Source organism: Sphingobacterium wenxiniae, from assembly GCF_900116225.1.
Lineage (GTDB): Bacteria > Bacteroidota > Bacteroidia > Sphingobacteriales > Sphingobacteriaceae > Sphingobacterium > Sphingobacterium wenxiniae.
The window spans coordinates 273810-300634 of sequence record NZ_FOZZ01000001.1 but is presented as its reverse complement, the minus strand read 5'-3'; the positions used below and the strand labels follow the sequence as shown (position 1 = coordinate 300634).

General features: G+C 41.4%; 25 protein-coding genes. 6 read left to right on the top strand and 19 right to left on the bottom strand.

Annotation, left to right across the window (positions count from 1 at the left end; translation table 11 throughout):
* Positions 1–50 precede the first annotated feature (50 nt).
* A complete protein-coding gene (locus BM375_RS01355; RefSeq protein ID WP_170852557.1) occupies positions 51–1256 on the bottom strand; it encodes a pyridoxal phosphate-dependent aminotransferase in 1206 nt (401 codons plus the stop codon).
* Positions 1257–1376: 120 nt separating this feature from the next.
* Here BM375_RS01355 and BM375_RS01350 point away from each other — a divergent pair, with 120 nt between their 5' ends.
* Complete coding sequence (locus BM375_RS01350) at positions 1377–2351, top strand: bile acid:sodium symporter family protein (RefSeq protein WP_093363359.1); 975 nt, start codon at positions 1377–1379, stop codon at positions 2349–2351.
* 142 nt (positions 2352–2493) lie between these two features.
* Here BM375_RS01350 and BM375_RS01345 read toward each other — a convergent pair whose 3' ends face one another.
* Entirely contained in the window at positions 2494–3291 is a 798-nt protein-coding gene (locus BM375_RS01345; protein WP_093363358.1) for a S1/P1 nuclease, read from the bottom strand.
* Positions 3292–3317: 26 nt separating this feature from the next.
* Positions 3318–3782 carry a DUF4268 domain-containing protein gene (locus BM375_RS01340; RefSeq protein ID WP_093363357.1) on the bottom strand — a complete coding sequence of 155 codons (465 nt, stop codon included), beginning with the start codon at positions 3780–3782 and terminating at the stop codon, positions 3318–3320.
* 69 nt (positions 3783–3851) lie between these two features.
* Between BM375_RS01340 and BM375_RS01335 the strand changes: the two genes are divergently transcribed.
* From BM375_RS01335 to BM375_RS01325, 3 genes are all read left to right on the top strand, one after another.
* Positions 3852–4307 carry a hypothetical protein gene (locus BM375_RS01335; RefSeq protein ID WP_093363356.1) on the top strand — a complete coding sequence of 152 codons (456 nt, stop codon included), beginning with the start codon at positions 3852–3854 and terminating at the stop codon, positions 4305–4307.
* 47 nt (positions 4308–4354) lie between these two features.
* Positions 4355–4780: an Ohr family peroxiredoxin gene (locus BM375_RS01330; RefSeq protein ID WP_093363355.1), complete on the top strand. Its 426-nt coding sequence runs from the start codon at positions 4355–4357 to the stop codon at positions 4778–4780.
* Between the two features lie 118 nt (positions 4781–4898).
* The gene (locus tag BM375_RS01325) at positions 4899–5432 is read left to right on the top strand and encodes a lipocalin family protein (protein ID WP_093363354.1); all 534 of its coding nucleotides are present in this window, start codon (positions 4899–4901) and stop codon (positions 5430–5432) included.
* Between the two features lie 318 nt (positions 5433–5750).
* On the opposite strand, the gene BM375_RS01320 is transcribed toward BM375_RS01325, so the two are convergent.
* Genes BM375_RS01320 through BM375_RS01310 form a run of 3 tightly spaced genes read right to left on the bottom strand, consistent with a single transcriptional unit; the run spans position 5751 to position 9572 of the window.
* Positions 5751–6479 carry an MIP/aquaporin family protein gene (locus tag BM375_RS01320; protein ID WP_093363353.1) on the bottom strand — a complete coding sequence of 243 codons (729 nt, stop codon included), beginning with the start codon at positions 6477–6479 and terminating at the stop codon, positions 5751–5753.
* Between the two features lie 2 nt (positions 6480–6481).
* Positions 6482–7984: a glycerol kinase GlpK gene (gene glpK, locus BM375_RS01315; protein ID WP_170852556.1), complete on the bottom strand. Its 1503-nt coding sequence runs from the start codon at positions 7982–7984 to the stop codon at positions 6482–6484.
* Between the two features lie 25 nt (positions 7985–8009).
* A complete protein-coding gene (locus BM375_RS01310) occupies positions 8010–9572 on the bottom strand; it encodes a glycerol-3-phosphate dehydrogenase/oxidase (protein WP_093363352.1) in 1563 nt (520 codons plus the stop codon).
* Positions 9573–9684: 112 nt separating this feature from the next.
* Between BM375_RS01310 and BM375_RS01305 the strand changes: the two genes are divergently transcribed.
* Complete coding sequence (locus tag BM375_RS01305; RefSeq protein ID WP_093363351.1) at positions 9685–10953, top strand: Gfo/Idh/MocA family oxidoreductase; 1269 nt, start codon at positions 9685–9687, stop codon at positions 10951–10953.
* 19 nt (positions 10954–10972) lie between these two features.
* The gene (locus tag BM375_RS01300) at positions 10973–13762 is read left to right on the top strand and encodes a DUF1080 domain-containing protein (protein ID WP_093363350.1); all 2790 of its coding nucleotides are present in this window, start codon (positions 10973–10975) and stop codon (positions 13760–13762) included.
* Between the two features lie 37 nt (positions 13763–13799).
* Here BM375_RS01300 and BM375_RS01295 read toward each other — a convergent pair whose 3' ends face one another.
* The 13 genes from BM375_RS01295 to BM375_RS01240 form a co-directional block, all read right to left on the bottom strand.
* Positions 13800–14174, bottom strand: coding sequence for a hypothetical protein (locus BM375_RS01295; protein ID WP_093363349.1), 375 nt, complete (start codon positions 14172–14174; stop codon positions 13800–13802).
* 411 nt (positions 14175–14585) lie between these two features.
* The gene (locus tag BM375_RS01290; RefSeq protein ID WP_093363348.1) at positions 14586–15878 is read right to left on the bottom strand and encodes a hypothetical protein; all 1293 of its coding nucleotides are present in this window, start codon (positions 15876–15878) and stop codon (positions 14586–14588) included.
* A 30-nt stretch (positions 15879–15908) separates the two neighbouring features.
* A complete protein-coding gene (locus tag BM375_RS01285) occupies positions 15909–16247 on the bottom strand; it encodes a hypothetical protein (protein WP_212611600.1) in 339 nt (112 codons plus the stop codon).
* Positions 16219–16461 carry a hypothetical protein gene (locus tag BM375_RS17285; protein WP_212611599.1) on the bottom strand — a complete coding sequence of 81 codons (243 nt, stop codon included), beginning with the start codon at positions 16459–16461 and terminating at the stop codon, positions 16219–16221. Before BM375_RS17285 ends, BM375_RS01285 begins: the two co-directional genes overlap by 29 nt.
* A 23-nt stretch (positions 16462–16484) precedes the next feature.
* Entirely contained in the window at positions 16485–16808 is a 324-nt protein-coding gene (locus BM375_RS01280; RefSeq protein ID WP_093363347.1) for an import component protein, read from the bottom strand.
* Between the two features lie 143 nt (positions 16809–16951).
* On the bottom strand, positions 16952–18382 hold the full coding sequence (locus tag BM375_RS01275; RefSeq protein WP_093363346.1) for an amino acid permease: 1431 nt from the start codon (positions 18380–18382) through the stop codon (positions 16952–16954).
* Positions 18383–18398: 16 nt separating this feature from the next.
* The gene (locus tag BM375_RS01270; RefSeq protein WP_093363565.1) at positions 18399–19715 is read right to left on the bottom strand and encodes a type IX secretion system plug protein; all 1317 of its coding nucleotides are present in this window, start codon (positions 19713–19715) and stop codon (positions 18399–18401) included.
* A 123-nt stretch (positions 19716–19838) separates the two neighbouring features.
* Entirely contained in the window at positions 19839–21434 is a 1596-nt protein-coding gene (locus tag BM375_RS01265) for a DUF4139 domain-containing protein (RefSeq protein WP_093363345.1), read from the bottom strand.
* Positions 21435–21522: 88 nt separating this feature from the next.
* Positions 21523–21675, bottom strand: coding sequence for a FeoB-associated Cys-rich membrane protein (locus BM375_RS17630; protein WP_093363344.1), 153 nt, complete (start codon positions 21673–21675; stop codon positions 21523–21525).
* 95 nt (positions 21676–21770) lie between these two features.
* Positions 21771–23873: a ferrous iron transport protein B gene (gene feoB / locus BM375_RS01255; protein WP_093363343.1), complete on the bottom strand. Its 2103-nt coding sequence runs from the start codon at positions 23871–23873 to the stop codon at positions 21771–21773.
* 3 nt (positions 23874–23876) lie between these two features.
* Complete coding sequence (locus BM375_RS01250) at positions 23877–24113, bottom strand: FeoA family protein (protein ID WP_093363342.1); 237 nt, start codon at positions 24111–24113, stop codon at positions 23877–23879.
* A gap of 133 nt (positions 24114–24246) precedes the next feature.
* Positions 24247–25092: an EamA family transporter gene (locus tag BM375_RS01245; RefSeq protein WP_093363564.1), complete on the bottom strand. Its 846-nt coding sequence runs from the start codon at positions 25090–25092 to the stop codon at positions 24247–24249.
* 252 nt (positions 25093–25344) lie between these two features.
* Positions 25345–26802 carry a SusD/RagB family nutrient-binding outer membrane lipoprotein gene (locus tag BM375_RS01240; RefSeq protein ID WP_093363341.1) on the bottom strand — a complete coding sequence of 486 codons (1458 nt, stop codon included), beginning with the start codon at positions 26800–26802 and terminating at the stop codon, positions 25345–25347.
* Positions 26803–26825: the final 23 nt, after the last annotated feature.

Genomic DNA, 26825 nt, shown 5'->3' with positions numbered 1-26825 from the left:
ACAAATATAGCATAAAAAAACGAAGCCAATTGGCTTCGTTTTTTTATGTGTTAGGCTAATTTTCCTAAAGCCTCTTTCATTCTTCTTAAAGCCTCTTTGAGGTTTTCATCCGAAGCAGCGTAGGAAAGACGGATATAATTATTGTTTCCGAAAGAGTCACCTCCAACAGTAGCAATATGTCCTTCGTTTAATAGGTATAAAGCCAAGTCGGCAGAATCTTTGATGACGTTGCCTTGTGTGTCTTTTTTACCGAAAAAGGAACTGATTTCCGGGAAGAAATAAAAAGCACCTTGTGGAAGGTTGGTTTTCACACCCGGGATGTCATTTAATAAATCGTATACCAATTGTCTGCGACGGAGGAAAGCTTCTTTCATCTGTTGCACACTATCCAAACCTTCGTTGTAGGCTACGATACCAGCCCTCTGTGCGATAGAGCATGTTCCAGATGTAGTTTGTCCCTGTAGCTTGTCGTTTGCGGCAGCAATCTCTTTGTTGGCAGCAATATAGCCCAATCGCCAGCCGGTCATCGCGAATGCTTTGGAAAAACCATTGACAATAATCACGCGGTCTTTGATGCTGTCAAATTGCGCAATAGATTCATGCTTATCAACAAAGTTGATATGTTCATAAATCTCATCGGAAAGAATAAAAATCTGTGGGTGTTTTTCAAAAACTTTGGCTAATGCCGCTAATTCTTCCTTGTTATAGACAGACCCGGTTGGGTTACAAGGGGACGAGAACATGAATAGTTTCGTTTTCGGTGTGATGGCAGCTTCCAATTGCTCCGGCGTAATCTTGAAATCAGATTCAATATCTGTATTAATAAATACTGATTTACCTTCAGCAAGAACAACCATTTCCGAATAAGAAACCCAATATGGGGTCGGAATGATGACCTCATCGCCCGGATTTATCAAGGTTAGGATCACATTAGATAAGGATTGCTTCGCTCCTGTAGATACTACAATCTGTGAAGGTTCGTAGTCTAATCCATTTTCACGCTTTAGCTTGTCCACGATAGCCTGACGCAGATCTGGGTATCCCGGAACGGGTGAATAGCGGGTGAAGTTGTCATCCAGAGCCTTCTTTGCAGCATTTTTAACGTTGTCAGGGGTGTTGAAGTCGGGCTCGCCCACACTTAAACTGATAACGTTGACGCCTTTAGCAGCCAACTCGCGCCCTAATTTTGTCATTTTTAGGGTCGCAGATTCGGATAAATTGTTAATCCTATCTGATAAATATGATGGTGTACTCATGATACTGCAAATATATTATATGCATCGCATTTATTGCAGTAATTTTTTGATAAAATGGTAATTATCTGTCAAAACAGATGAAAGGATACCGTTTCAATGGGAATTTTTTATCTTTGGGGCATGTCATTTTCAAAGAAAGTTAATTTCGATGGCTTTATTGTCGCTTTGTTGCTTGTTATTGGTGTAGCCTATGTATTTCCGCAACTCGCTCAATGGCGGGATGGCGAAGTGTTGGGTTGGGTGACAACCGTAGGCGTATCGCTGATATTTTTCTTTTATGGGTTGAAGCTAAGCTTTAAGCAGATTAAGGAGGGGCTGGGTAACTGGCGACTGCATCTCTTAGTGCAATTTGCTACTTTTGGGCTGTTTCCGCAGCTTGTGCTTCCGTTTTATCCTTTGGTTGAGAACGCTGTACAACATGATTTTTGGCTATCATTTTTCTTTTTGGCGGCATTGCCTTCCACGGTTTCTTCTTCTGTGGTCATGGTATCCATTGCTCGGGGCAATATTCCGGCAGCTATTTTCAATGCAAGTATTTCCGGCTTATTGGGGGTGTTGATTACACCATTGTGGATGCAGTTCTTTTTGGAATTTGAGGAAATCAATGTGTGGGGCGATGTGTATTGGGGACTTATCAAGGAAATCATCATTCCGGTTATTTTGGGATTGCTGTTGCAACCTTATTGGGGCAAGTGGGCAACTCGATACAGCAAGCAATTGAGCCAATTCGATAAAAGTATTATCTTACTCATCGTTTATGCCAGCTTTGCAGAATCCTTCGTTGGCGGTGTTTTTGATAAGATAAGCCAAAACTATCTTTTAGCACTGTTCGCAGGAGTTGTGGTCTTATTCTTTCTGGTATATGGACTGATTTATGTCTTGGTAAAATACGTTTTTCGCTTCAATAGGGAAGACCGTATTACAGCGTTGTTTTGTGGGTCAAAAAAATCACTGACACACGGTTCTGTCTTCGGGAAGTTTTTGTTTGCTAATTCTACCAGTGCAGGGTTATTCTTTTTACCCTTAATGATTTTCCACGCGTTTCAGATTCTGGTGGTTACTATTATCGCGCAGCGGTATCATCGGGAAAGTTAAATCTGAAACCTTGAAGGTTTGTATTACCACCTCTCGTACTCGTTTGAGCATAGCGGTAACGAGTATGTGTGAATAGATTATCGTGGTTCGACTTCGCTCACCATGACAATCTATTCTACTTTTCTGAAAATTCTCATCGGGACTATCTCCCGTATATCTCGTTTAGTTCTTTTGCTAAACGGAGGCCTGCTTTTAATAAACACTCTTCCATACGGTATTTGTTCTGATAGATATATTCGTACCGCAAGTTGGCATTTTTAGCAACATCATCATAAATGGTATTTGCCATTTGATGGGATTCATACAGCCATTGTTCAAAACTACTTTCCGTAAATTGCTTGTAATAGGCCGGGGAACGGATGTCCAACACACGAGCATATTCTGTATAGCTATATTTTTCATTGTCTACCAAATCCGAGTCCCAAACACGGTGTATATTAGTCTTATGCCCAAAAAAATCTACTTCAATCTTGTTACCACCTAGATCTTCCGCACGGCTGACATGCATAGGCTGGTGAGCATCGGCTAATAAATGGATAATGAAATATAGGTTTTGTTCCTGCTGTTTCTGTGAGAGCCCTGCCTGTTTGGCTTCTTCTTTGATGCGGTTGTAGGATTTGTAAAGGTTAAAATCCGGACTGGCTTGGATTTCCTGCACAAAAGCTTCAAAAGAAAGATTGCCATTGGTGTTTAGGAAATGAGAGGAACCTGTCCGGTTTAATGCAGGATCTGGATCGGATTTGATGAAGTCCGCCCAGTTGGACCAGTAAGCCAGTTTTTGGTTGCCAATGATTTTTTGGATATTCTTTTTTGCTTTTTTGTTCAGATGGTTTTCTGCAATTTCCGCAATGACCCGGTGACCTGTCATGCCCCAAGCATTTGCGAATTGATGTTGCAAGACTAGTAAGCAGATAAGTATAAGTTTTAGTATTGTTTTCATGTGGGTAAAGTTAAGTATATCTATGCTTATTTAAACATGTCAAAGCCATATTTCGCATTGCTCCAAAAACTGTCTAAAGCCATGATTCGGGGTTTGAAAAAGCTGATGAGTTTTGGCCAGTCCTCCTGTTTTAATACGGAAACTTTCTCCTCAAGTACGATTCCTATCCTTGCTGTTGGCTTTCCGTAGGCATCGTAATAGCAGGCATCCCATTCCCATTCTTCCCCCAATTCAGCATGCAATATAGCTTTGTATTCCTGAAACTGGGCAAAGATAAGTTCGCGGATTCCTTCGTCAGTATGGGCTATTTCGATATAGATTTGAGCAGTTTTGTTGTCCGCGTCCATACGGAAGTACAGATGCTTTATGCCCGTTTTGTAATTTATCCAATTGGTTTTGAGGCCTTCGTCCGATAAATTTAAGGACATATATTGACCAAAGCTGGTCCAGAACTTCTCTTTTAGTTTTTTTGCTTCTTCTTTTGTGTACAAAATATTCTTTCTTTTTGCAAAGCTATCACAGACACCTGAAGTTTCCAAATAAGTTATAAGTGGTAAGCGATGAATGGCATATTACAGGCCTTTGTAAAGCCTAAACTGTTTGATGTAGGTTTACAATGGTTTGGCGTGTTAGCGAAAGAGTTTGACGTGTTAGCGAAAGAGTTTGGTGTGTTGGCGAAAGAGTTTGGTGTGTTGGCGAAAGAGTTTGGTGAGTTGGCGAAAGAGTTTGGTGAGTTAGCGAAAGAGTTTGGTGTGTTGGCGAAAGAGTTTGGTGCGTTAGCGAAAGAGTTTGGCGTGTTAGCGAAAGAGTTTGTTGCGTCAACGAAAGAGTTTGTTGTGTTCTCAGAGGCACTGTCACCAAAAGTGTGTAAATTCTTTTATTTCTGTTGGATTCTATCTTCAAATTTAATATTGAGCCAATTATGGTCGTTCTTAGTATCAGGGCTTTATAGTATCTTTGGTAATAGAGATATGAGATGCCAACAGGCACAAAAAGAAAAAAATAAAGCAAAATAATTAGGGGTCAGTAAAAGTAGAAGACAATTCATCATTAATTAAACAACATGAGCAATGAACAACATCGAAAAAGTAATCTACACAGCGAGCACACACACACAACGGGTGGTAGGGACGGAATTGGAAAGAGCAGCGACGAAAAATTGAATGTGCTATTGTCTCGTCCGGGATCGGCAGGAAAAGGAACAAATCCAGAACAGCTATTTGCAGTTGGCTGGTCTGCATGTTATATTGGTGCTTTAGTTATTGCAGCTAGAAAGCTTGGGACAGTACTTCCTGAAGATACTTATGTGGATGCGGAAGTAGATCTTGGAGTGTCTTGCGAGGCCTATCAGTTACAAGCTAGACTATTCGTTTGCCTTCCGGGTATTGAAAGTAGGACTGCACAAAAGCTTGTTGAACTTGCGCACCATATCTGCCCATATTCAAATGCAACTAAAGGAAAGATTGATGTCGTCACGACTATAATTTAATTCTATTATGAACAATACAATTCACCTTTTAATTTAGTATTGTTGACAGTATTTTTTTTGATTTAATCAAGATACTTGTATTGAAAAACTTTTTCCTCATTTTCATTATTTTACTAATATGGATAAGAAAAAATCATTGTTATTGTTAGCGGCTGTGGCTGCAGGTACAGCTCTTTATAATGCATTGAAACCAGTCAGATCGGAAGTTGCGGTAGTGGAAAATTTCGAAAAAGAAAAATATATAGGGGCGTGGTATGAAATTGCCCGTATGGATTTCTATTGGGAGAAAAATCTGAAAAATGTGCTTGCGACTTATACACTAAACGATGACGGGAGTATCCGTGTAAATAATCAGGGGTACGATATGGTCAAGGAGAAGAATAAACAAAGTGTGGGTAAAGCGCGTTTTCTTCGTGGGGAAAATGAAGGTGCATTAAAGGTTTCTTTTTTCGGCCCTTTTTATTCGGGTTATAATGTGGTTATGGTTGATGAGGATTACCGGTATGCTTTGGTATTCGGTGAGAACTTAGATTACTTATGGATATTGTCCCGAGATAAAAATATTCCCGAGGAAGTTAAACAGAAATACTTAGACTATGCGAAACAATCGGGCTATGCCATTGATAAGTTAGTATGGACGGTACAGGATTAAATAGTGTTCTTTCTCTCGTACTCGTTTAAGCGATAGTGGTAATGAGTATGAGAATGAGTTTCGCTTCAAGCGGGAAGGACTTAATGTGTTTGAAGATCAGCAAATTGTGTCTTTTCTCGCCTTGGGCGAGACTCAAGATGACAATTTATTGTACACTCTCTTGTACTCGCTTGAGCCTTCGTCATAGCTGAGGCGCGACGATGCGGCAACGAGTATTAGAATGCCTCCTCGTTGCAAACGAGAACGATTTAAGGGCAAATACAAAAAAGACTTCCGAAGTTTCAAAAACTTCGGAAGTCTTTTTTTTGTTACAGCGTATTACCCAGAGATATAGGTATGCAGTAAGACCGCCAAGAGTGATCCCACCATCGGAGCAACGACCGGAACCCAAGCATACGAGAGATTAAACCCAGCCTTTGCTTGGATAGGAAGCAGTGCATGCACGATACGTGGTCCTAAGTCTCGAGCCGGATTAATCGCATATCCTGTTGTCCCGCCTAAAGAAAGCCCGATTACCCAAACTAAAAAGGCAACTGGAATAGCCCCGATAGAACCTAGATCAATTGTGTTTGACTCACCGAGTTTTGCATCTGTAAAATGCAGGATAGTAAATATCAGGACAAAGGTAGCTACGGCTTCGCTCAAAAAATTGACAGGTAGGTTTTTTATTGCAGGGGAGGTGCAGAACACGGCTTGTTTAGCTCCTGCATCGGTGGTGCGGTCAAAATGATCTTTATAGACTAACCAAACGACTAAAGCTCCCAGCATAGCCCCTAGAAACTGTGCCGCCATATAATTTATAGCGGTGGATAAATCCATGGTCCCTAAAGCAAGATTGGCCAAAGTTACCGCACAATTTAAGTGCGCGCCACTGTATGGTCCTGCGATACTTACGCCCACAAATACGGCCAAAGCCCAGGCGGTGCTGATTACAATCCAGCCACTATTGTTTCCATTGGTGTCTTTTAATAATACATTGGCTACTACGCCACCTCCCAGTAGTATCATTACACCAGTGCCTATAAGTTCTGCTATAAAAGGTGTCATAATTAAGAGTTTTGATAGTTTGCCCAATATTTTACTGTCTCCGTTGCGCGTTTCCACTCTTGTATCTCGACTTTGTGCTTTTTCTTTTTATCAGCCATGAAAGTCTTTTCCTCTTTCCAGAGCGCTTGTAATTCTTCCCGGTTTTTCCAAAAACCAACGGCAAGTCCGGCAAGAAAAGCTGCACCCATTGCTGTTGTTTCAGTAATTGCCGGCCGAATGACATTGGTCTGTAGGATATTAGCCTGGAATTGCATCAAAAATTGATTTTGTGTTGCTCCGCCATCAACTCTTAATTCTTTAATTTTAGATTTGGCATCGATTTCCATGGCTTTCAAAATATCGTAGGTTTGATAAGCAATACTTTCCAATGCTGCTCGTGCTATGTGTGCATCGTTTGAGCCTCGGGATAATCCCAAAAGCGTACCTCGAGCTTGTGGATTCCAATGGGGAGCACCCAATCCAGAAAAAGCTGGAACGAGATAAACGCCATTTGAATTATCTACTTGTGTTGCCAATCGCTCCACATCACTGGATTTTTTGATAATGCCCAATTCATCGCGTAACCATTGTACAACGGCACCGCCGATAAATATACTGCCTTCCAATGCATAATTTACTTCACTTCCTATTTTCCAGGCTACTGTTGTGACCAACTTATTGGTTGATATAACTGGTTTTTTGCCGATGTTCATCAATAAAAAACAACCTGTGCCGTAGGTGTTTTTGACCATGCCTTTTTGTGTGCATAGCTGTCCGAACAGAGCTGCTTGCTGATCGCCTGCGATACCGGCAATAGGGATCGGTTTGCTTCCTAATTCGGTACTGGTTTCGCCATATACTTCGGAGCTGCTGCAGACGTCCGGTAACATGGATTTCGGAATGTCGAAAAGGGTAAGCAGCTCTTCATCCCAAGACAAGGTGTGGATATTAAATAACAAAGTGCGTGATGCATTGGAAACATCGGTGATGTGTTTTTCACCATTGGTTAGATTATAGACCAGCCATGAATCCACTGTTCCGAAAGCCAGCTCACCTTTGTCTGCTAACTTTCTAGCGCCACGGACATGAGTTAAAATCCAGTTAATTTTGGAAGCGGAGAAGTAAGCATCGATGAGCAGTCCTGTTTTTTCTTGTAACTTTTTATCAAGCCCTTTATCGGCAAGCTGTTTGCAATATTCTGCCGTACGCCTGTCTTGCCATACGATAGCATTATAAATAGGTTCGCCTGTTTTCCTGTTCCACACGATAGTAGTCTCGCGCTGGTTTGTAATTCCAATACCTTTGATTTGTGGCAGTTTGATTTTGGCTTTTGCAATAACTTCGGTAAGTACAGCCAATTGCGATGACCAGATTTCCTGTGCATCGTGTTCTACCCAACCTGATTTCGGATATATCTGTGTAAATTCTTTCTGTGCTACGTTTTCAATCTGTCCTTTTTTATTGAACAGGATTGCCCGAGAGCTGGTTGTTCCCTGGTCTAACGCTAAAATAAATTCTTTGGTCATAATCACAGTTTATGGATTCAATTTTTTATACTATATAGGTTTCAACTAATTCTTGATAATCACTCAACTCTGCTGCAATCCATTGCTCGTCTTTGCCTAATTGCTCAGCCATCAGCTTGGCTACTTTGGGGGCAGCTTCGAGAGAAGCTTTAGCATCAAGAAGTAGAAAACGTATGCGTCGTGCAAGGAAATCTTCTAGTTTGACCACCATTTCATGTTGACAAGCCCAGATCACTTCTGCCATTCGGAAATCATAATCTGGGTGTAGCTTTTCTGCCGATGAAGGATGGGTTTGCATGAGTTCCACAATACGAGGATAATCGTCTCCATAGACCTGCCAATGCCCCTCATAGCGTGTGGATGTAGCGCCGTGGATAGGCAGGTGCTTTGTCTGACAAGGTTGTTCGGGAAGCCTGGCAGTTTTTACGGCTAAATCTACCGTTTCCTCAGCCATTTTGCGGTAAGTTGTCCATTTCCCACCAGTAATGGTAATCATTCGGGATGAACTTTGGATAAGCTTATGGTCGCGCGAGATTTCCTTGGTGCTTTGCTTGTCCTTTGTCGGAGCTGCGAGAGGGCGTAATCCGGCAAATATAGTGCGTATATCTTTCCGTTGTGGAGCTTGAGTGAGGTATTGGCTCGCTGTCTTTAATATGAAATCGATCTCTTCTTCCAAGGGTTTGGGCTCGATTTGATGTTGTTCCAACGGTGTGTCGGTTGTACCTAAGAGCACTTTATCATGCCAGGGAACACCAAATAAAACGCGCCCGTCGCTGGTTTTAGGAATCATCAAGGCATCTTTGTCACCCAAAAAATGTTTGTCGATAACGATATGCGTGCCTTGGCTGGGACGCACAAGGTTGGTGTGGCTAGGGCTGTCCATTTTTAGGATGTCATCTACAAATACACCCGTAGCATTGATGACTGCCTTAGCGGAAATTGTGTAAGATTGTTGGGTTGTGCGGTCAGTGAAGGAAAGTCCACTCACATAGCTTTGTTTGTTTTTGGTTATGTTGGTAACATCCGCATAGTTGAGTAAAGTTGCGCCATGTTCAGCGGCTGTCTGTGCCAGATTGATAGCCAACCGAGCATCGTCAAACTGTCCGTCGAAATATTGTATTCCACCCAACAGACCTTTGGGCTGTAGTGTAGGGAGCATGCTCAACACTTCTTGCTTGTTGCGGATGACGGATTTTCCAATGCGCAGGCTTCCGGCCATCCAATCGTATAGTTTTAACCCGATGATGAATTTCCATTTGTCCCAAAGGCTGTAGGTAGGGATAACAAAGCTTTGGACGAAAGAAACGTGCGGAGCATTCTGAAATATTAAACCGCGTTCTCTTAAAGCACCGTATACCAGTTTGACATTGCCCTGCGCCAGATAGCGTACCCCGCCATGTACCAGTTTTGTGCTTTTGCTGGAAGTACCCTTGGCAAAATCGTGTTTTTCCAGTAGCAATGTTCTGTAGCCTCGGGAAGCGGCATCCACGGCAATGCCCAAACCGGTTGCTCCACCGCCGATAATGACGATGTCCCAATCGGTCGTTTGTTTTATATGGTCTAATGCTGCTGTTCTACAGAATGTCATTTGGGTCTATTTCGTTTTTCGGGAATAAATCTACAATTTATTGCCAATAATTTGATAACTTAGGCTTCAATTATATTTTTTGTTAACATTCAATTAAACTAACGCAATAAAAATGAAGGAAAAAAACACTTCAAGACGTGATTTTATTAAAAAGTCATTGATTGGTGCTGCAGCTTTTACGATAGTTCCCCGCTATGTCCTTGGTGGTAAAGGGTTCTTGGCTCCGAGTGATCATTTGACTAAGGGCGTCATCGGAGTAGGTTCGATGGGAAGAGGCCATTTTGAATATGCGGGAACAAAAACCGTTGCTATCTGTGATGTAGATAGCCGTCATTTGTCTTTGGCTCAAAAAGTTTTGGGCGGTGGGGTAAAGGAGCATCATGATTTTCGTGATCTAATCCAAAATGCTGAAGTGGATATTGTCCATATTGCAACACCTCCGCACTGGCATGGTATTATGGCCGTGGAAGCAGCGCGTTCAGGCAAAGACATCTGGTGTGAAAAACCGATGACACGTACGATAGGTGAGGGTAAAAAAGTGAAAGAAGCCGTGGCGCAACATGGAAATATTTTCCGCTTGAACACCTGGTTTCGTTTTGACGCTAATTTCTACGGACTGAATACGCCTGTCAAGAAAGTGAAAAAGTTAGTGGATACGGGTATGTTGGGTTGGCCTTTGAAAGTGACTATCAGTAAGCATACGGGTTTTGACTGGAAATTTTATTGGGTAGGGAAGGAGAATTTACCGGTGGAGCAGGCACCTAAGGAGCTGGACTATGATATGTGGTTGGGGCCGGCGCCATACAAATCATACAGCACGCACCGTGTTCATACGACTTTCCGTGGTTATTGGGATTATGATGGGGGTGGTCTTGGCGATATGGGACAGCATTATCTAGATCCTGTTCAATATTTCTTAGGTAAAGACGATGAAAGTCCTGTCAAGATTGAAGTTGATGCACCGCAACAACACAATGACGCGGTAGGCACATGGCGTAAAATTACCTATACGTATGCCGATGGTTGCCAGATCGTACTGGATGGCGCAGGAACGGAAGCAGGACAAGCCTATATCGAAGGACCAAAAGGTAAACTTTATAAAGGTTTCGTTTCGGATATTCCGGATTTGGAAAGAAAATTAGCACAATTCCCAGATCCTGCTCCGCAGATGACGGATTTTGTGGAGGCTTGTCGTACACGTCAGAAATTTGCATTGAATGAACAGAACGGATATTATTCCGCAACATTAGTAAATTTAGGGCTTGCAGCACTCCGCTTAAACAGAACCTTACATTTCGATTCGGATAAGCAGGAGTTTGTGAATGACGAAGCGGCTAACCGTTTGATTGATCAACCGATGCGAGGACCTTGGACCATTTAATTCTATCTATCGACAAGAAATGAAAAAAGTATTTAATACATTATCAGCTTTATTATTGCTTCAAGTTGGCGCCTATGCCCAACAACCGGCACATAAGACATCTACAGCCAAGATTGCCGATGTGCTGGCACAGCAACCTGCCGAAGAGCAGGTTAAGTTCTTATCGGCTATGCGGGAGTTGGAAAGCTTTACTGCAGAAGACATCGCTACACTTTTACAAGGATTGAAACCGCAAGGACAGGACAATGCCGCAGTAGAATATGCCGCAAATTCCTATGCGTTCTACGTCATGCAATCGGGGATGGATGCTAAAAGAGCTACTTTCTCTGAAGGTCTTATTCTGGCTTTGGATAGAATCAGCGACAAAGATAACAAAGGTTTTGTGCTGACATTGATGAAGCAGGCTTCTAAAAATGAAGCTATCCAAGCTATCGTGCCTTATCTGAAAGATGATTATTTGGTAGACCGGGCAGCATTGGCATTGAACGGTATTCGTACAGCGGAAGCTTCGCAGGCTTTGTCCAAAGCGTTGGCGGAAGCAGGTTCTGAGAAAGCTACCACAGCTATTGTCGCAGTATTAGGCGATTTACGTTCTAAATCTGATGAAGACGCTGTTTTGGCGACATTAGCTAAATATCAGGATGAAAACTTTCAGCGCAATACGTATACTGCTTTAAGCAAAATAGCAGGTGCTAAATCTGCTCCTGTGTTCTTGCAGAAACTGAAATCTGTAAATTATCAATTCGATAAAAGCAATATCGGTGGATTGACTTTGGATTATGCCAACAATCTATTTGATGAAGGTCAGCAAAAGTTAGCTACCTCTATCGCAACAACAATTTCTAAGGAAGCTGAAAAAGCTGGGTCGGCCGCTTTACAGGTTGGGGCTTTACAGTTGCTTACAAAAGCTAATCCAGCGAAGACACGTAAACAACTGATGAAAGCTGCCAGTAGCAGCAATACCTTGTATCGCGCAGCGGCATTGGATTTGTTGCGTGAACATGGATCAGATGCAGACACGAAAACGCTGATTGCTACTTTGCGAAAATCTTCACCGGAGGTACAAGAAAGCATCTTGAACTTCTTAGCGAAAGAAGCATCGGCTAACGATGTGCCTGCTATTGAAAAATCTTTGGGAAATGTACAGCATACCCGTGCTAAAATAGCGGCTCTGAATACTTTATCCAAGCTTTCTAATTATGCGAACACGGATTATTTAATCGGTGAAATCGCGCAGGCTGACGCATTGACTACGGAAGCTATCAAATCTTTGTTGCTTTCTTCGAAAAACCCTACCGTTGTAGAGTCGATAAACAAGTCGGTTGCCGGTTCAGATGTAAAGACGCAATTGGTATTATTGGAATTGTTGTCCCAACGTACGAATGCACAATCCTCACAAGTTGTATTGCCATTGCTTTCATCGGCTGACAATAATGTAAAGACTGCTGCTTTAAAAGCTTTGCCAAATGTGGTTAATGCTGCTGATTACGATACTTTGGTCAAATTGTTGCCGGAAGCTTCCGAAAGCGATGCCCGATATATTCAACAGGCTTTGGTTATTGCGTTACATAGTAGTAACGATACAGACGCTAAAATCAAAGCGTTGGCAGCAAGTATTGCAAGTAATCCGACAGCACAGTCTGTAAAATACTTTCCTGTATTTGCTGGAATAGGAGGGGATGATGCGCTGAAAGCGGTGAAGAGTTACCTAGATAATGCAAATCTTCGCAATGCAGCAATTGCTTCTTTGTCCGGCTGGTCTACACCAGACGCGTTGCCTACCTTGATTACGTTGTCCCGTACGGAAAAGGACGAAGCTAATTTTGAGACGGCTTTCCGTGGATTGGTTCGTCAGATCAATGCAAGCAGCCATACTGCTGAACAGAAAACGTTGCTGTTGAAAGATGCTTTTGCTTTGGCTAAAAATACAGCACAGAAACGTTCGGTTTTAGGTAGTTTGCAAGGAACGGGAACGTATCAGGCGATGATGTTCGCGGCGAAGTATATGAATGATGCGGAACTGAAAGGGTCGGCAACGAATACTGCAATGAGCATTGCTACGGAAACTCATGATTTTGATGGTACGGATGTACGTAATATACTGAATGCCGCAATGAGTAATCTTTCGGGTAGTGAAAGTGCGTATTTGCGTGAAGCCATTGTGCGCCACTTGTCTGAAATGTCTGCCGGCGAAGGCTATGTGTCCATTTTCAACGGTAAAGATTTGACTGGTTGGAAAGGATTGGTAGAAAATCCAATCAAGCGCGCACAGATGTCGGAGAAGGAGTTGGCAGATAAGCAGGCTGCTGCCGATAAAAATATGCGTGAAAACTGGACTGCCGTCAATGGTGACTTGGTTTTCAGTGGGCATGGTGATAATATTGCTACGGTAAAACACTATGGTGATTTTGAAATGTTAGTGGATTGGAAATTAGACCCTAACGGTAAAGAGCCAGATGCAGGGGTTTATCTAAGGGGTACACCGCAAGTACAGATTTGGGATATTTCCAGAACAGAAGTAGGAGCACAGGTTGGTTCTGGCGGTTTGTACAACAACGCAAAGAATCCGAAAGACCCGTTGAAAGTAGCGGATAATGTGTTGGGCGAATGGAATACTTTTAAAATCCGTATGATCGGCGAGAAAGTTTGGGTTTGGTTGAACGGTGAACTGGTGGTTGATAACGTAACGTTGGAAAACTACTGGGATCGCAATCAGTCCATCTTCCCGAAAGAGCAGATTGAACTGCAAGCACATGGTTCACAAGTTTGGTATAGAGATATTTATATTAAAGAGCTGGATGTTCAGTAACAAAAAAGGGTTTGGCAATTGCCAAACCCTTTTTTTGTTAATCTTGATTATAAAAATCGGTAATTGATGTATTCTCAAACAAATATTTTTTCTTTTTTAAAGGAATAATTTCAGATGTTGTCGTTTCTTTTTCGTCTATTACATCTGTGGTATTTGCTGTTAATTGTTCTTTTTCAAAATTATAAGTCCGTGAGGAATGAGAACCTGCACCCCTGAAATAGCCTTCATAGCTGATCAGAATAAGTTCGTTCTCAACATATTTGAAACCAGCAAAATGATTTCCACTTGGTCCGATACTATATAGCCGGATACTTAATACTCCGTTTTCAATACCGAGATCTTCAGTGTCATACAATTTAAAATCGTGGTCGTTGTATTCGGCAGGAATTGCAACATTTGAAACTTTGTCCAAACAATATGTTTTATCTTTGTTTTGCAGGCTATAATATAAAAATCATTTTTCGGGTCATAGCGTATCTCGTTCCAATCGCCTTTAGTCACTCTTTTTATGCTGCAAAAATCATTTTCTATCGGTTGTGATAAATCAGGAATATTCTTTGAGTTTGTTGTAAAATTGAGATTAACAGTGGTAAACCTGTTTATAAAAAGGATCAGCAGGATGATTCCGATACACAAGACCATGAGTTGAATATATTTAGATTTCATTGTTTGATCTTTTATACCAAGTCATCATATTTTTTATATCAAAATAAAATGGAAGGTTTATGTTTTCCTTCAAATATAATAATTGCTGTTTCAAAATCGATTATTTTCTCGGTTTTGTAGTTAGCGTTTACCTTTTGGGTATAGTATTGCGCGCTGTTCAGTACTTCTCGGATAGCGGGGTATAGTAATATCTGATCTCTTCTTCCAATATCTTTTGGCCATCAGTATGTTTGTAGATGGAGATGCAGTCTATAGCATATTGACTTTTGGATAGGTTCTCCATGCCTAATCGAGCTGGGTCGATTACATATGTCTTTCCTTGTTCGTCTTGGTAAGTGATATCTTTACGGAAAGTGATTTCTTTGGTTCGGTGAGTTCTCCAACTATCTTTTGGATGGAAAGAGCGGTGTATTTCACGGTATAAATTGTCTTCTTTGTCAAAATAAAGAGTCATTTGCGAGCCGTTGATTCCTTTGCCTTCGTCATCGTATTGCGCTTCTTGCAAGAATGTTATTCTATCCTTTGCGTCGTATACGGTAATACCTTGTGCAGCGCGGACATACTCTCTTTTTTTCTTGTTCCAGATAAAGGCGGCATAGTCTGTTACCCGTCCATGTCTATCCATATAGGATTCTTGGAAAGATTCGGGTTTCCATTTTTCTTCTTCTACAGACCAATAGAAAGCTTCTTCGGCATGACCTGTGTCAAATGGTCGGAATTGAATAAGGTGATTAAACTGCCAGTCGTCCTTTGTCCCTGAATAGACTACACGGTCAGATAGCTTATTTTTTTCATAGACATAGCTTATCCTTTCTTTGTTCATCCATTTGCCATTTTCCCATATATAAGTAGATTCGTGCAATAAGGTGTCGCTAGAAAAAGTCTTGTCGTGCTTCATCCAGAAGACCCAATCGTTGGCAAGGCTATCCCATTGGTAATTGTAACTGAGCAATGATACATCTTTGTCACCCAACATTTCTACATTTTTAAAAATAGGATGCCAACGACCTCCTCTACCTGTATACTCTATATTGCTGATGGCTCTTTCTTCAAAGATTTGTTCGGTTTTGGCGAGTCCTATCCAGTCTGTACCAATTTTTTCGTACTCTATGTAGGAAAGCATACGATCTTGGCTATCGTAGGATTTGGTAACTTTCTCTTGTTCGATCCATTTATGTACAGTGCTGTCCCAATTGCTGTAGATATGTTCAAGCTCGTTACCCCGCTGATCGTATTGTGTAACGTGTCTTGAACCTTCATGGAGAATTGTCTCGATTCTGTTCTCATGTTGGGCGAATAAGCGATTCTGAACTGTATCGTGTTTCTGCCAAGAAGTCTTCTTTTGTATATCGCTTCGAACACTAACGACGGAGTCCAACCGATATGTCGGTTGGGCCTCCGCAAATAGAAAGCTCATTGTGCTGATGAATATAATAAGCCATTTCTTCATATAGCGTATTAATGTCAAGATACCAAGTAGTTAAAACGGTGAGTTAAATGTCTTATATTTTACACCATGTTTATCAGCATAGGGGAGCAGTTGTTCCATTAGGGCTGCATACTTTTCATCCAATATTACACCTTTACTGTTGTCAAGCTCCTCAATAGCCGTGTCGATTTCTTCGTCCGGTTTCCCCTCGTCGATCATTTTGGCAATGCGAGGAAAATCGGTTTGATAAATCTCTTCTGCATATCGAAACATATCCAAGCCTAAGTTAATAATAGGCTCCGATTCTTCGTCTGTTCTCAATTTCTGTATGCTTTTGATATCTTGTTGAAACACAATAGCCTTAGATATATTTTGTAGCAGATACCCCATTTTTTACTTCATTATCCTTTGTAATGATTGTCAGAGAACCCTGTTTGTGGTGTGCACGGATTTCATCGAAAGACCTTTTGAAGCTCCTTGGAATTTTGTTGGCGTTCAGCCCGACTTTTGCAAAGATTTCATCTGGATTACTACCCAAGAAATTGCACGACGCGTAAAGAACTGCTAGAAAAGCAATTAAACTATAGATTAATATTTTTCTCATGACTGTGTCTTTTGGAAATCAGGTTAACCAATAAAAGCAAATTGATTTTCGAATATTTTACCGATAATAGGCAATGGTTTTTTGACCTCATTAGCAGCGTTTAGGATCCCGAGAATAATAAGGATCAAAAAGATAATGCTAAAGTAAGAAAGGATAGCCAAAGCGGGGATAATTAAAACCAAAATAGTGACAATAATGTTGAAAGCAGCGGAGCAAATAAATAACCCTAAAGATTGTCTAAGATGATACTTCAATAAGTCATTTGCCTTTTCTTTTCCTGCAAAGTACGCAATTAACCATCCGATGATCGTGATGTAGGATACGATTGAAAGTGTTTTGTTGTCCATGTTTTTGATATTTTAAAATGAATAATTTTTCTTATCCAAAGTTGAGGAATTTATCACTAGCAGGCATAATAAACTATTTCCACAAAGCATCTACGCATCTATTGTACACTATCTACAAAGTGACTACAAATTTGTTTAACGACTTATCTTCTATTATTTTGATTTCTCTTTACTAACCGATAACTCACGTAAAGTAGGAGCAACCAGATAGGTATAAGTTCTACTGAAATCTTTAACCCGGTAAACCACATCATGATTAATACGCCTAATAGAAATAGTAAGCAAATGTAGTTTGTATAGGGATATAATAAAGTCGGAAATTTGGACGGCTCGCCTAAATTGTTGATTTTGTTTTTGAAGAATATATGCGTCCAGCTAATCATAATCCAATTGATAACCAGAGAAGATACCACGAGACTCATCAGTACCTCTAAAGCTTTCTCAGGCATCACTTTGTTGATGACAATACAGACAGCGACCAAGGCTGCGGAAACCAAAATAGCATTGATCGGCGAGTGGTTCTTATTCAACTTGGTCAGAAATTTAGGTGCATTGCCTTGCTCCGCTAATCCGTAGAGCATCCGTGAGTTGCTATACACACAGCTGTTGTATACGGAAAGGGCTGCTGTGAGTACGATGATATTTAAAGCATTGGCAATGATGTTCGTAAAGTAATAAGTCTTACCCGCCAGTTCAAATTGCATGCCTTTCAGACTGGCAAAAACTTCAACAAAAGGACTAGTCTCCGGAGTAATCTGTCGCCAAGGCATCAAGGAGAAAAGAATAATCAGCGAGCCGATATAAAAAATTAAGATACGCCAAAGTACCTGGTTGGTCGCTTTGGGAATATTGCGTTCTGGATTTTCAGCTTCTGCTGCGGTGATTCCAACTAATTCTAATCCGCCGAAAGAGAACATAATCATGACTAATGCCGCTAATAAGCCTTGGTAAGCACCATTTTCACCAGTTGTTAACCAACCTTTTGGGAAAAAACCTCCATCATTGGTTAAGTTTGCTATGGTAGCTTGTTCTCCACCGTTACCACTTAGAAGCAGGTAAATCCCGAAAATAATCATGGCGATAATGGCTACGACCTTGATAATAGAAAACCAGAATTCCGTTTCGCCATAGACCTTAACGGAAGCTAGGTTTAAGGCATTGATGACAATAAAGAAAAATAGGCTGGATATCCATAGTGGAATTTCCGGCCACCAAAATTGTACGTAATGACCTATAGCTGTCAGTTCGGCCATACTTACCAAAAGATAGAGCACCCAATAGTTCCATCCAGATGAATAACCTGCAAATGGTCCCCAATATTTGTAGGCGAAATAGCTGAAACTACCGGAGACGGGTTCATGGACTACCATTTCGCCCAACTGACGCATGATAAAAAATGCGATCATGCCTGCTATAGCATAACCTAAGATGACTGAAGGACCCGCCAAAACAGCTGCCTGTCCGATTCCTAAGAATAAACCTGTGCCTATGGCTCCGCCTAAGGCAATGAGCTGTATATGTCGGTTGCTCAATCCACGTTTGAGCTTTTTTTCGTCGTTTTGTTGTGTATTCAAAGTGTTAAGTATGGTTTTAGTTTCTATTGTTTATACTGTTTTGACCGAACCCTACCAGCTCATCCCAATAGGCGCCTGGACGTCGGTTATAGATGAATATCTGATAATCATTGCCGGTTTGGAAATGTGTGCCTGAAAAAGCATCCGTAATTACATTTCCTTGTTGATCTTCCAGAACATAATCGTAGTCATAGAGCCCTTGCTTTAGTCGTAGAGTCACTTTCCATATTTGGTTTTCTTCATCAAAATGTAGCTTGTTCTCTTCTGTACGTTGAAAATGATTGAAACCTCCGACAAGATAAATGTTTCCTTGTATCGTTTGGCTCGTCTTGAGTGAAAAGGTCACGTCGGCATAATCGGCGTCTAAGGCATCATCATTGAGATCTCGATTGCGGATAAAATATAAGCCATTTTCATCAAATGTAGCGGCATAGGTTTCATGACTGTCATCTTCATCTGTGTACAGCAGAATTTGTGTGATAGAATCTTGGGTAATCTGTTGCACCCGTTCAGAGGGTATGCGAAAACTGCGCATATCGACAAATCTAAATTCGTTGTTTCCCTTGAAATCAAAAGTTTCGCTATTGGTGTAACGGAACTCATTGTTGCCTACAAAACTTGGTGTTTGCAATATCATCTGGTTATCTGAACGTTGGTTTTGTTTCACCTGGACTATCAAATCACGTTGTGGGTTTTGGATGGTCAACCCTGTTGTCAGGTTGATGTTCAGTTTCTGGTTTTTAAGACGATTAGTGGTTTTGTATGAGGACTGGACGGTAGAATTGACCTGCATTAAACTGTTGAGGACATAAAATCTGCGTGTTAGAACAAGACGGCTCTTATCGGCATCCTCGTAGACTTTTAAGATATAATTTCCAGCCAATTTAGGCTTGATGTATTCTGTTGGAAAAGTAAGCTTGTACTGTGTATAGGACCGGAAAGTGCTTCGGGAAGTTTGGAAATTATCGATACGGTCTTCGTTAAAGCCATCGATGTAGTCCAGAACAGTTGTCCGGCTCGGTGTCCAGTCTTGGTTGCAATGTTCGATACTTAGGTAATAATTGCGTACATCGGCACGTAGGTCATCGAAAGTCAATAACAAGCGTTCTGTACTTCCCAAGGTGTATATTGGCAGTTGGTTTTCTTTTCCTTGCGGATAAAACTGCACAGTACGGATAACCGGAAGGTAAGCTTTGTCATCGTATACCAATTCTTGTTTTGGCGAACGTTCAAAATCCTTTTTATCCTTCTTTTTCCTTTGTGCTTCAGCAGTGAAAACCTGCATCAAAAACAGTATGAAAAGGGCATAAGGTAGTACCTTGTTATTGTTCATAATGTAAAAATAAAAAAACCGCTGTATTATCAGCGGTTTCTTTGTGAATTTCATTTAAAATAAATTTTAAGCAATAAGCTTTAAATAAATTATATAGATGCTTATGGCTTAAAGCTACAAATTTTAAAATAAGTTCACCGTTTTGTCTTTGGGATGTTTAACGGAATAACCAAAACGGATCTGCTGTGTGCCACCAGCTGGAATATTTAATTTCCAAGTCACGATGCCCGTTTCCTTATTGATAATTGCACCTTTGGCTTCATCTAATGTGATGTCCATAGATTTGTCCGTTGATAGGGGGTATTGCTCCTCCAAGGTAAGTTCTATCGCCGATTTTTTGTTATTTTTGACTGTTATCTCGTAGACAAAAGTCTGTGTACGGCTATTACCAAATGTTTTAGAAGAGGAGAGGTCGTTGATTTTCTCGCGTTTTACAGCAATCATTTTATCACGACCTAAGCTCAATTTCAACGTGTCGCTTGCTACATTCGGATTAAGGTATGTTTTACCGACCAACATATTTTCAAAGAGTACGTTTGCCTGTCCCGGCACAAGGTTTAGCTTCTCGTAATCTGTCAATTCTGCACGTAAAAACACCTCCTGGTTCAACCGTGGTGCTACATAGTATTGATAGGTGGCCGGATGAGTATATGATTGTAAATTAACCGAATGCTGATTTCCATTTGAAGCAATACTGTAAGGAATGTCGATGTCAAAAGTGGTGTTCAATTGATTCTCGCTTTGTTGGACATAGTCGTTTAAAGCCCCGGGAGATGCAGCAACTTCTTCCATCTGGACCGAGCTACTGGTCTTAGCTGTCGTACCACGCAACATAATTCTAGCTGGTTGATTATAGTCCTGTTGATAGTATAAATGCCATGGATTTAATGTAGGTGCTATTCCTCCTTGCGAAGGATTGGCTGTGGACAAACGTAGATTGACCGCTTGCCAATCCACACCTGTTTGTTGGGAGATATTGGCTTTGTACAACAGTTGTAAAGGCGCAGATGCGTTTTCCGCCCGCAGTTCATAGGAGGCATGCCATTGCGCCTGTCGTGTCAAGTAGGAAATCTGGAAAGGCTGATTTCCGGCCTGGTTGTTCATGATCTGCACGGCCAATTGCCCGCCAGATCCGGAAGTTTGTCCTTTGACCTCGTCAAATTGTACTTGGGCTTTGTTGACTATATCCTGCTGTTGCACGATTTTATCTTCCAATGTACTGATGTTATTCTTTATTTCCAAGTATTTTGGTTTGTAGTATTCAGCCATTTTAGCCAGTTCGGCAACAGTAGTGCTGCTATTTTCTCCAGCTATCTTTTGATTTTTCTCCAGTAGTTTGAGTAAGCTCTCTTCTGTAGCTTTTTCATTCTCTAATTTCTTAAGCGTAGTCAGCGCTTGTTTATAGCTGTTTTCTACTTCTGTGTAAGCCGCTGTTTTTACATCTACGTTAGTATAGTTACGTGCAGGGCGTACAGAAAGGATGGTTACACCAGAACCGGAACCGACTTGTATACTGTTTTCGTCTATACTGTTTGCTACATGTGTGAACACGACTTCGCTACTACCGCTTGGTAATGTTACGGTTGCTGTATGGTTCAGCTCAGCTGCTTGCGTAAAGACGGTGACGTTTTTTAAGTCGGCTTTCTGTACAATAGATTTTTGGGCGAATGATGAATGGCTTATAGCCAGCCCCAATGATAATATGAAGAGTTGTTTCATTTTGCGGTAAGCTTTATTTTAACGATGCATTCTTTGTTAAGATTCCATAAAGATAGGTAAGTTTAGAAACAAAAAAGTAGCCCTAAAGCTATTTTTTTGTTTCGTCCATGGCACATCCACAACCTTTGTTACATCCTCCGCTGTTCCTCTTTTTGGAAGGGAGAAAGCGCCTAATCAAATAATAAACAGCCACCAAAAAGATGACGGTGATGAGAATGTATTGTATAGTTAATGAGTCCATATTTTTTTAAGTTGCGAAAGTTATAACATAAACGCAGATTGCTTCGTTGCTATCGCACCTCGCAATGACGATGACGCCCTGCTTTTTAAAGTTCCTTATTTCAACGCCTGATAAGCAATAAATGCAACAACGTACGCTAATCCGGTCATCATGACAGTCTGCATGATTGTCCATTTCCAGGAACCTGTTTCACGCTTCATGATGGCAATAGTACTCATACATTGCATGGCAAATGCGTAGAACAGCAACAATGATATACCAGAAGCCAAATTATAAGCTGGTTTTCCAGTATTGCGGTTTATCTCTGAACGCATTTTTGACAGTAAAGTCTGTTGTTCCTCCTCGTCTTCCACATCGACCTCTTCTCCCAGACTATATACTGTCGCCATTGTGCCGACAAATACCTCACGGGCTGCAAAGGAAGAAATCAATCCGATACCCATTTTCCAATCGTAACCCAACGGCTTAACAAACGGCTCAATTCCCATGCCAAGGTATCCAAGGAAAGAATGTTCTAGACGATAAGAAGCGACTTCTTCTGATAATTCGTCCTCTGACAAAGTAGGATTAGCTTCAGTTACATAGCTCTCGGCATTGCTGAACTTATCATTAGGGCCGAAGCTGCCCAATACCCAAAGGATAACAGCCATAGCCAGAATGATTTTACCGGCTCCAAATAAGAAACCAGAGGTTTTGTCCCAAACATTGTACCCTACATTTTTCCAATCGGGTCCTTTGTAGGCCGGGAGTTCGAAAATAAGGAAGGACTTGTGGGTAGTTTTGATGATTTTACTCAATACCCATGCCGATAGAAGCGCGGCTAATACCCCTAAAATATATAATGCATTAAGTACCAATCCCTGCAAACCAAAGCCCATGAATGTTTCGTTTGGAATAACTAAAGCGATTAATACAATATAGATAGGTAAACGGGCAGCACAGGTCATAAAGGGTGTGACCAGCATCGTGATCAGTCGCTCCTTGGTGTTTTCAATATTTCTGGCTGCCATGATGGCCGGGACGGCACAACCTGCTCCGGACATCAGTGGAATAACCGATTTTCCGTTTAATCCATAAGGTCTTAACCATCTGTCCATCAGGAATACTACACGGCTCATGTAACCAGTTTCTTCCATCATGGAAATGAGTAAGAATAGGATAGCAATCTGCGGCACGAAAATGACGATCCCCCCAATACCTGCGAGAACTCCCTGTGTAAGTAAATCAGAAAAAGGTCCTTCTGGAAGTACAGCAGCAGTTGTGTCAATCAGCGAAGCGAAAAGCTCATCGATCCAGTCCATAATCGGTGTTGCCAAGGTAAAGACAAGCTGAAAGATGATAAATAGCAGCGCAAAGAAAATGACATAACCCCAAACAGGATGTAACAAAATACGGTCCATTTTATTGGTAGCCGACAGTTGAAGGTTATCTTTGTGGAAGATAATATCTTTAATCAGTTCGCTGGTTTGCTCATTGCGTTGCAATGCTTCGGTTTTTTGTAACTCATGGAAGGTGAAGGCGTGTTTGTCCTTGATAGCTTTCAGGCCAGCACGTTGCTTTTCATCCAAAAATGATACGTGATCCTGTGCTAAAAACTGCCAGGTCTGGTATTCTGTATGTAGCGGGAATAGTTTTTTAGCTTCCTCTAAAGCTGATTGGTATTTCTCTTCTATAGTGAAGCGGCTGACATAGTGTGACGGACGCTCTTCGAATGCCTGTATCAACTGCTGTATGCCTTTACCATTACGGGCATCGGTAGTGTATACCTTGGTGTTTAAATATTGCTCGAGGCGGTCATAATCAATCTCTAATCCCTTTTCTTTGATTTCATCAATCATGTTGATGACAAAAATTGCAGGAACGCCCAGTTCACGTGCCTGTTGGTATAGGATAATAGACCGTTTGATGTTATTGGGTTCACTGACAACGACGACTAAATCGGGGTGATATTTGTTCCTCTTATCGGCCAAGACATCGTAGACAACTGCTTCATCTAATGATGTTGGGAAAAGTGAATAGGTGCCTGGTAAATCAATGACACTATAGGTTTTGCTGTTTGCATTGACGGTTCCCTCACGTTTCTCAACAGTGATGCCGGGGTAATTCCCCACGCGCTGGTGTAACTTGGTAATACGGTTAAAAAGAGAAGTTTTCCCTACATTGGGATTCCCCAAAAGGGCTATGATAGGATTTTTCATGCGTTATTTTTCAACAAAAATATGTTCAGCTTCTGATTTGCGAAGGGCGATTAATACATTGGATGAGTGAATATGAAGGCCAATAGGTCCGTTGAAGGGAGCTTTGTGCTTTACCTCGATAACGTGACCGGGAAGAAGTCCCATTTCCAAAAACTTGGCAGGCAGTTCTTCAGAGTTGACGGCACTGATTGTTGCTTTTTCGCCAATCTTCAATACGGTAAGACTAAGTTTTTCTTGCATCTTGGATTAAAAAAAATAATAACTTTTATATTAAGTATAATAAGTTGAAATTGACCAAAGATAGTTAATTTAGATTGATTCTATCATTGTAATGTTGTCAAAGTTTTGTTGCGAGAGTCTTTATCAGCAGGTATTACTCTGTTTTACCTTGGCTAAAGATGGTTGTTCCCATGCTTGCCAATACTACACAAGCAATGGATACCCATTGTAAGAAAGACAGTTTTTCCTGTAGAAATATTAATCCAGATAAGGCTGCAAATGCGGGCTGTAAGCTTGTTAAAATACTGAAGGTTTTGGCCGGTAGTCTTTTCAAAGCGATAAAATCGAGCGAAAAGGGCAGCGCACTGGAAAATATGGCAACCCCAAGTCCTAATAAAAAAACAGAACCGTTGCTGTTTAAGATAGCGCCGTCCCACAAAGCAAAAGGAATGATGAACAGAAAGGCAAAGAGCATGCCAGTGGTTACAGCATCTTTACCGGGCAACACTTTGGCTACTTTTCCGCCCATGACGATATAGACTGCCCAGAATATGCCTGCAGTGAAGGCCAACAGCAAACCAATTGGATCCACATCTCCGCTTTGCCAGGGTACAATCAATAGGATCCCTGTACAAGCCAGTAGCGCCCAAAGCAGATCGAGCCATTTTCTGGATAGGACCAAGGCCAAAAATAATGGCCCCACGAATTCGATGGTCACGCCAAGACCTAAAGGAATACGCTGGATAGCCATGTAGAAGATAAGGTTCATAGCGGCAATGCCAATTCCGTATATGGCGCAGTAGAGCCATTGTTGTTTGGTGAACTTGGAGAAGTTAGGTCTGTTGATGAGGGTAAGTAATATAGCTGCTAAGCCTATTCGTAAGGCCGAAGTACCGATAGCACCCACGGTAGGAAAGAGCCGCTTAGCGATGGAAGCGCCCCCTTGTACACAGATCATGGATAGGAGAGCTGCTGGAACAGCGATATTTGTCTTTTTCATTTGTAATGATTCAATAATTAGGAAACTGTTTGATTTATGTTTATTGTGGGGCTTCAATTTCATCCAGCACGACAAAAAACATATTTCTTGATATAGATAAAAATTACAAATGACTTGGATCCATGAGATGCTAATGTATTGTTGTGAAAGCGAAAATACATTTTTTTCTGGCAAATCAAAAGATAATAAAAAGACGCAATTCCATTTGTGTGAAATTGCGTCTTTGTGGTTAAATTACCTGTTTAATCCTACTTATTTTTCCCACCATACTTTGGTATGAAAATCATCTTTTCCGATGCGATCAACTGCTGCCTTGTAGTTCTCGGGATTATAGCGTTGTACATCACTGTGATACATAAAGCGGGAAGGCATGATGCCATCATGAAGCATATGTTCTGTTTTTGGCAATACAGGGTAACCTGTGCGGCGATATTCATACCATTGCTGGTAATCATTAAAGAAAAGGGCAAGGTATTTTTGATCTAGGACCCTTTCTAATGTGCCGTCGAATGCCGCAGCCTCGTTGTCAAAATAGTCCACGGGTATAGCGCCACCGTTCCATTGTGTAATAGCAGCAGTAACACCCCTTTCGTAACATTCTTTGGCAAGGTCTTGGTTTCCAATGTGCAATGCTGTCTCTGCTTTTATAAATTCCACTTCGGCATAGCTCATCATCACTTGCTTAATCGGTGTACCTATCTGATCGTAGATCATCAGATTTCCATTTGGCGTGCTCGGCGAGTAGTCAAACTGGGATTCGTCACCGGAGTGTGCACTTGGGATACCTTTATAGCCGATGGCTTGTGGGGCTCCGTCCACCATACGGCTGGCCTGTGTCATGAAAAGTGGACGACGGGGATCATTCATATCATTCAGCATATCAACGAAAAAACTTGACATCGCTTCAAAGTTCACATAGTCCTGACGGCGTGCCCAAGCGTAACTATAGGGTGCAATACCTGTAATGGTGACAAGAGCAGCATCCGCATTGCTGGTGAAAATTGGATACTCAGTCTCGTTGCCTAAGATTTGACGGATACGGTTGTAGCTGTCAAATGTAGATTGATTGGAAGTTCGTAGTAAAAGACGCAACAATAACGAATTGTTGAATTTCCGCCATTTTGTTTTGTCGTTATTGTAGAGCAGGTCGTTGCCGCTCATGTTGCCTTCCCCGGCGTAAATTTTGTTTGCTTCTTCTAAATCGTTGATTAATCGGGTGTAAATTTCCTCTTGCGTGTCAAATTTGGGCTGATTGATGCCGTCTTCTGCCAACAAGGCTTCGCTGAAAGGTACATCTCCGAATGAATCGGTTAGTATGCCACCGATATAAGCCTGCAATGTAGAAGCTACAGCATGATAAACAGGTTGGTTAAAAGCATCGGCTGCTTCCCGCATCTCCCGTACGCTTCTCAACCAAGTGTAGCAGGTATTCCAAGTTCCGTTTCCAGAGGTAGGCATGAAATCATACCTGTGGATGCCCAACTGTACACTTGGGTTGGGTAATCCAACCTGCATGATTTGCCAAGTGAAGTCGTAGCTTCTTAGGGTAAAATAGTTGCTCATCCCGTATACCGTTGGAGTAACCAAACTTCCAGGAGTAACTTTATCGATGAGGTTTGGGTTTATATTCAACTCATCGAAATCTTTCGTACAGGACACTGTCGTCAGGAGAGAAGTAGCGCCAAGTAGTATATAAAATAATTTTTTCATTTTCGTGTATTCAAGATTTGTGT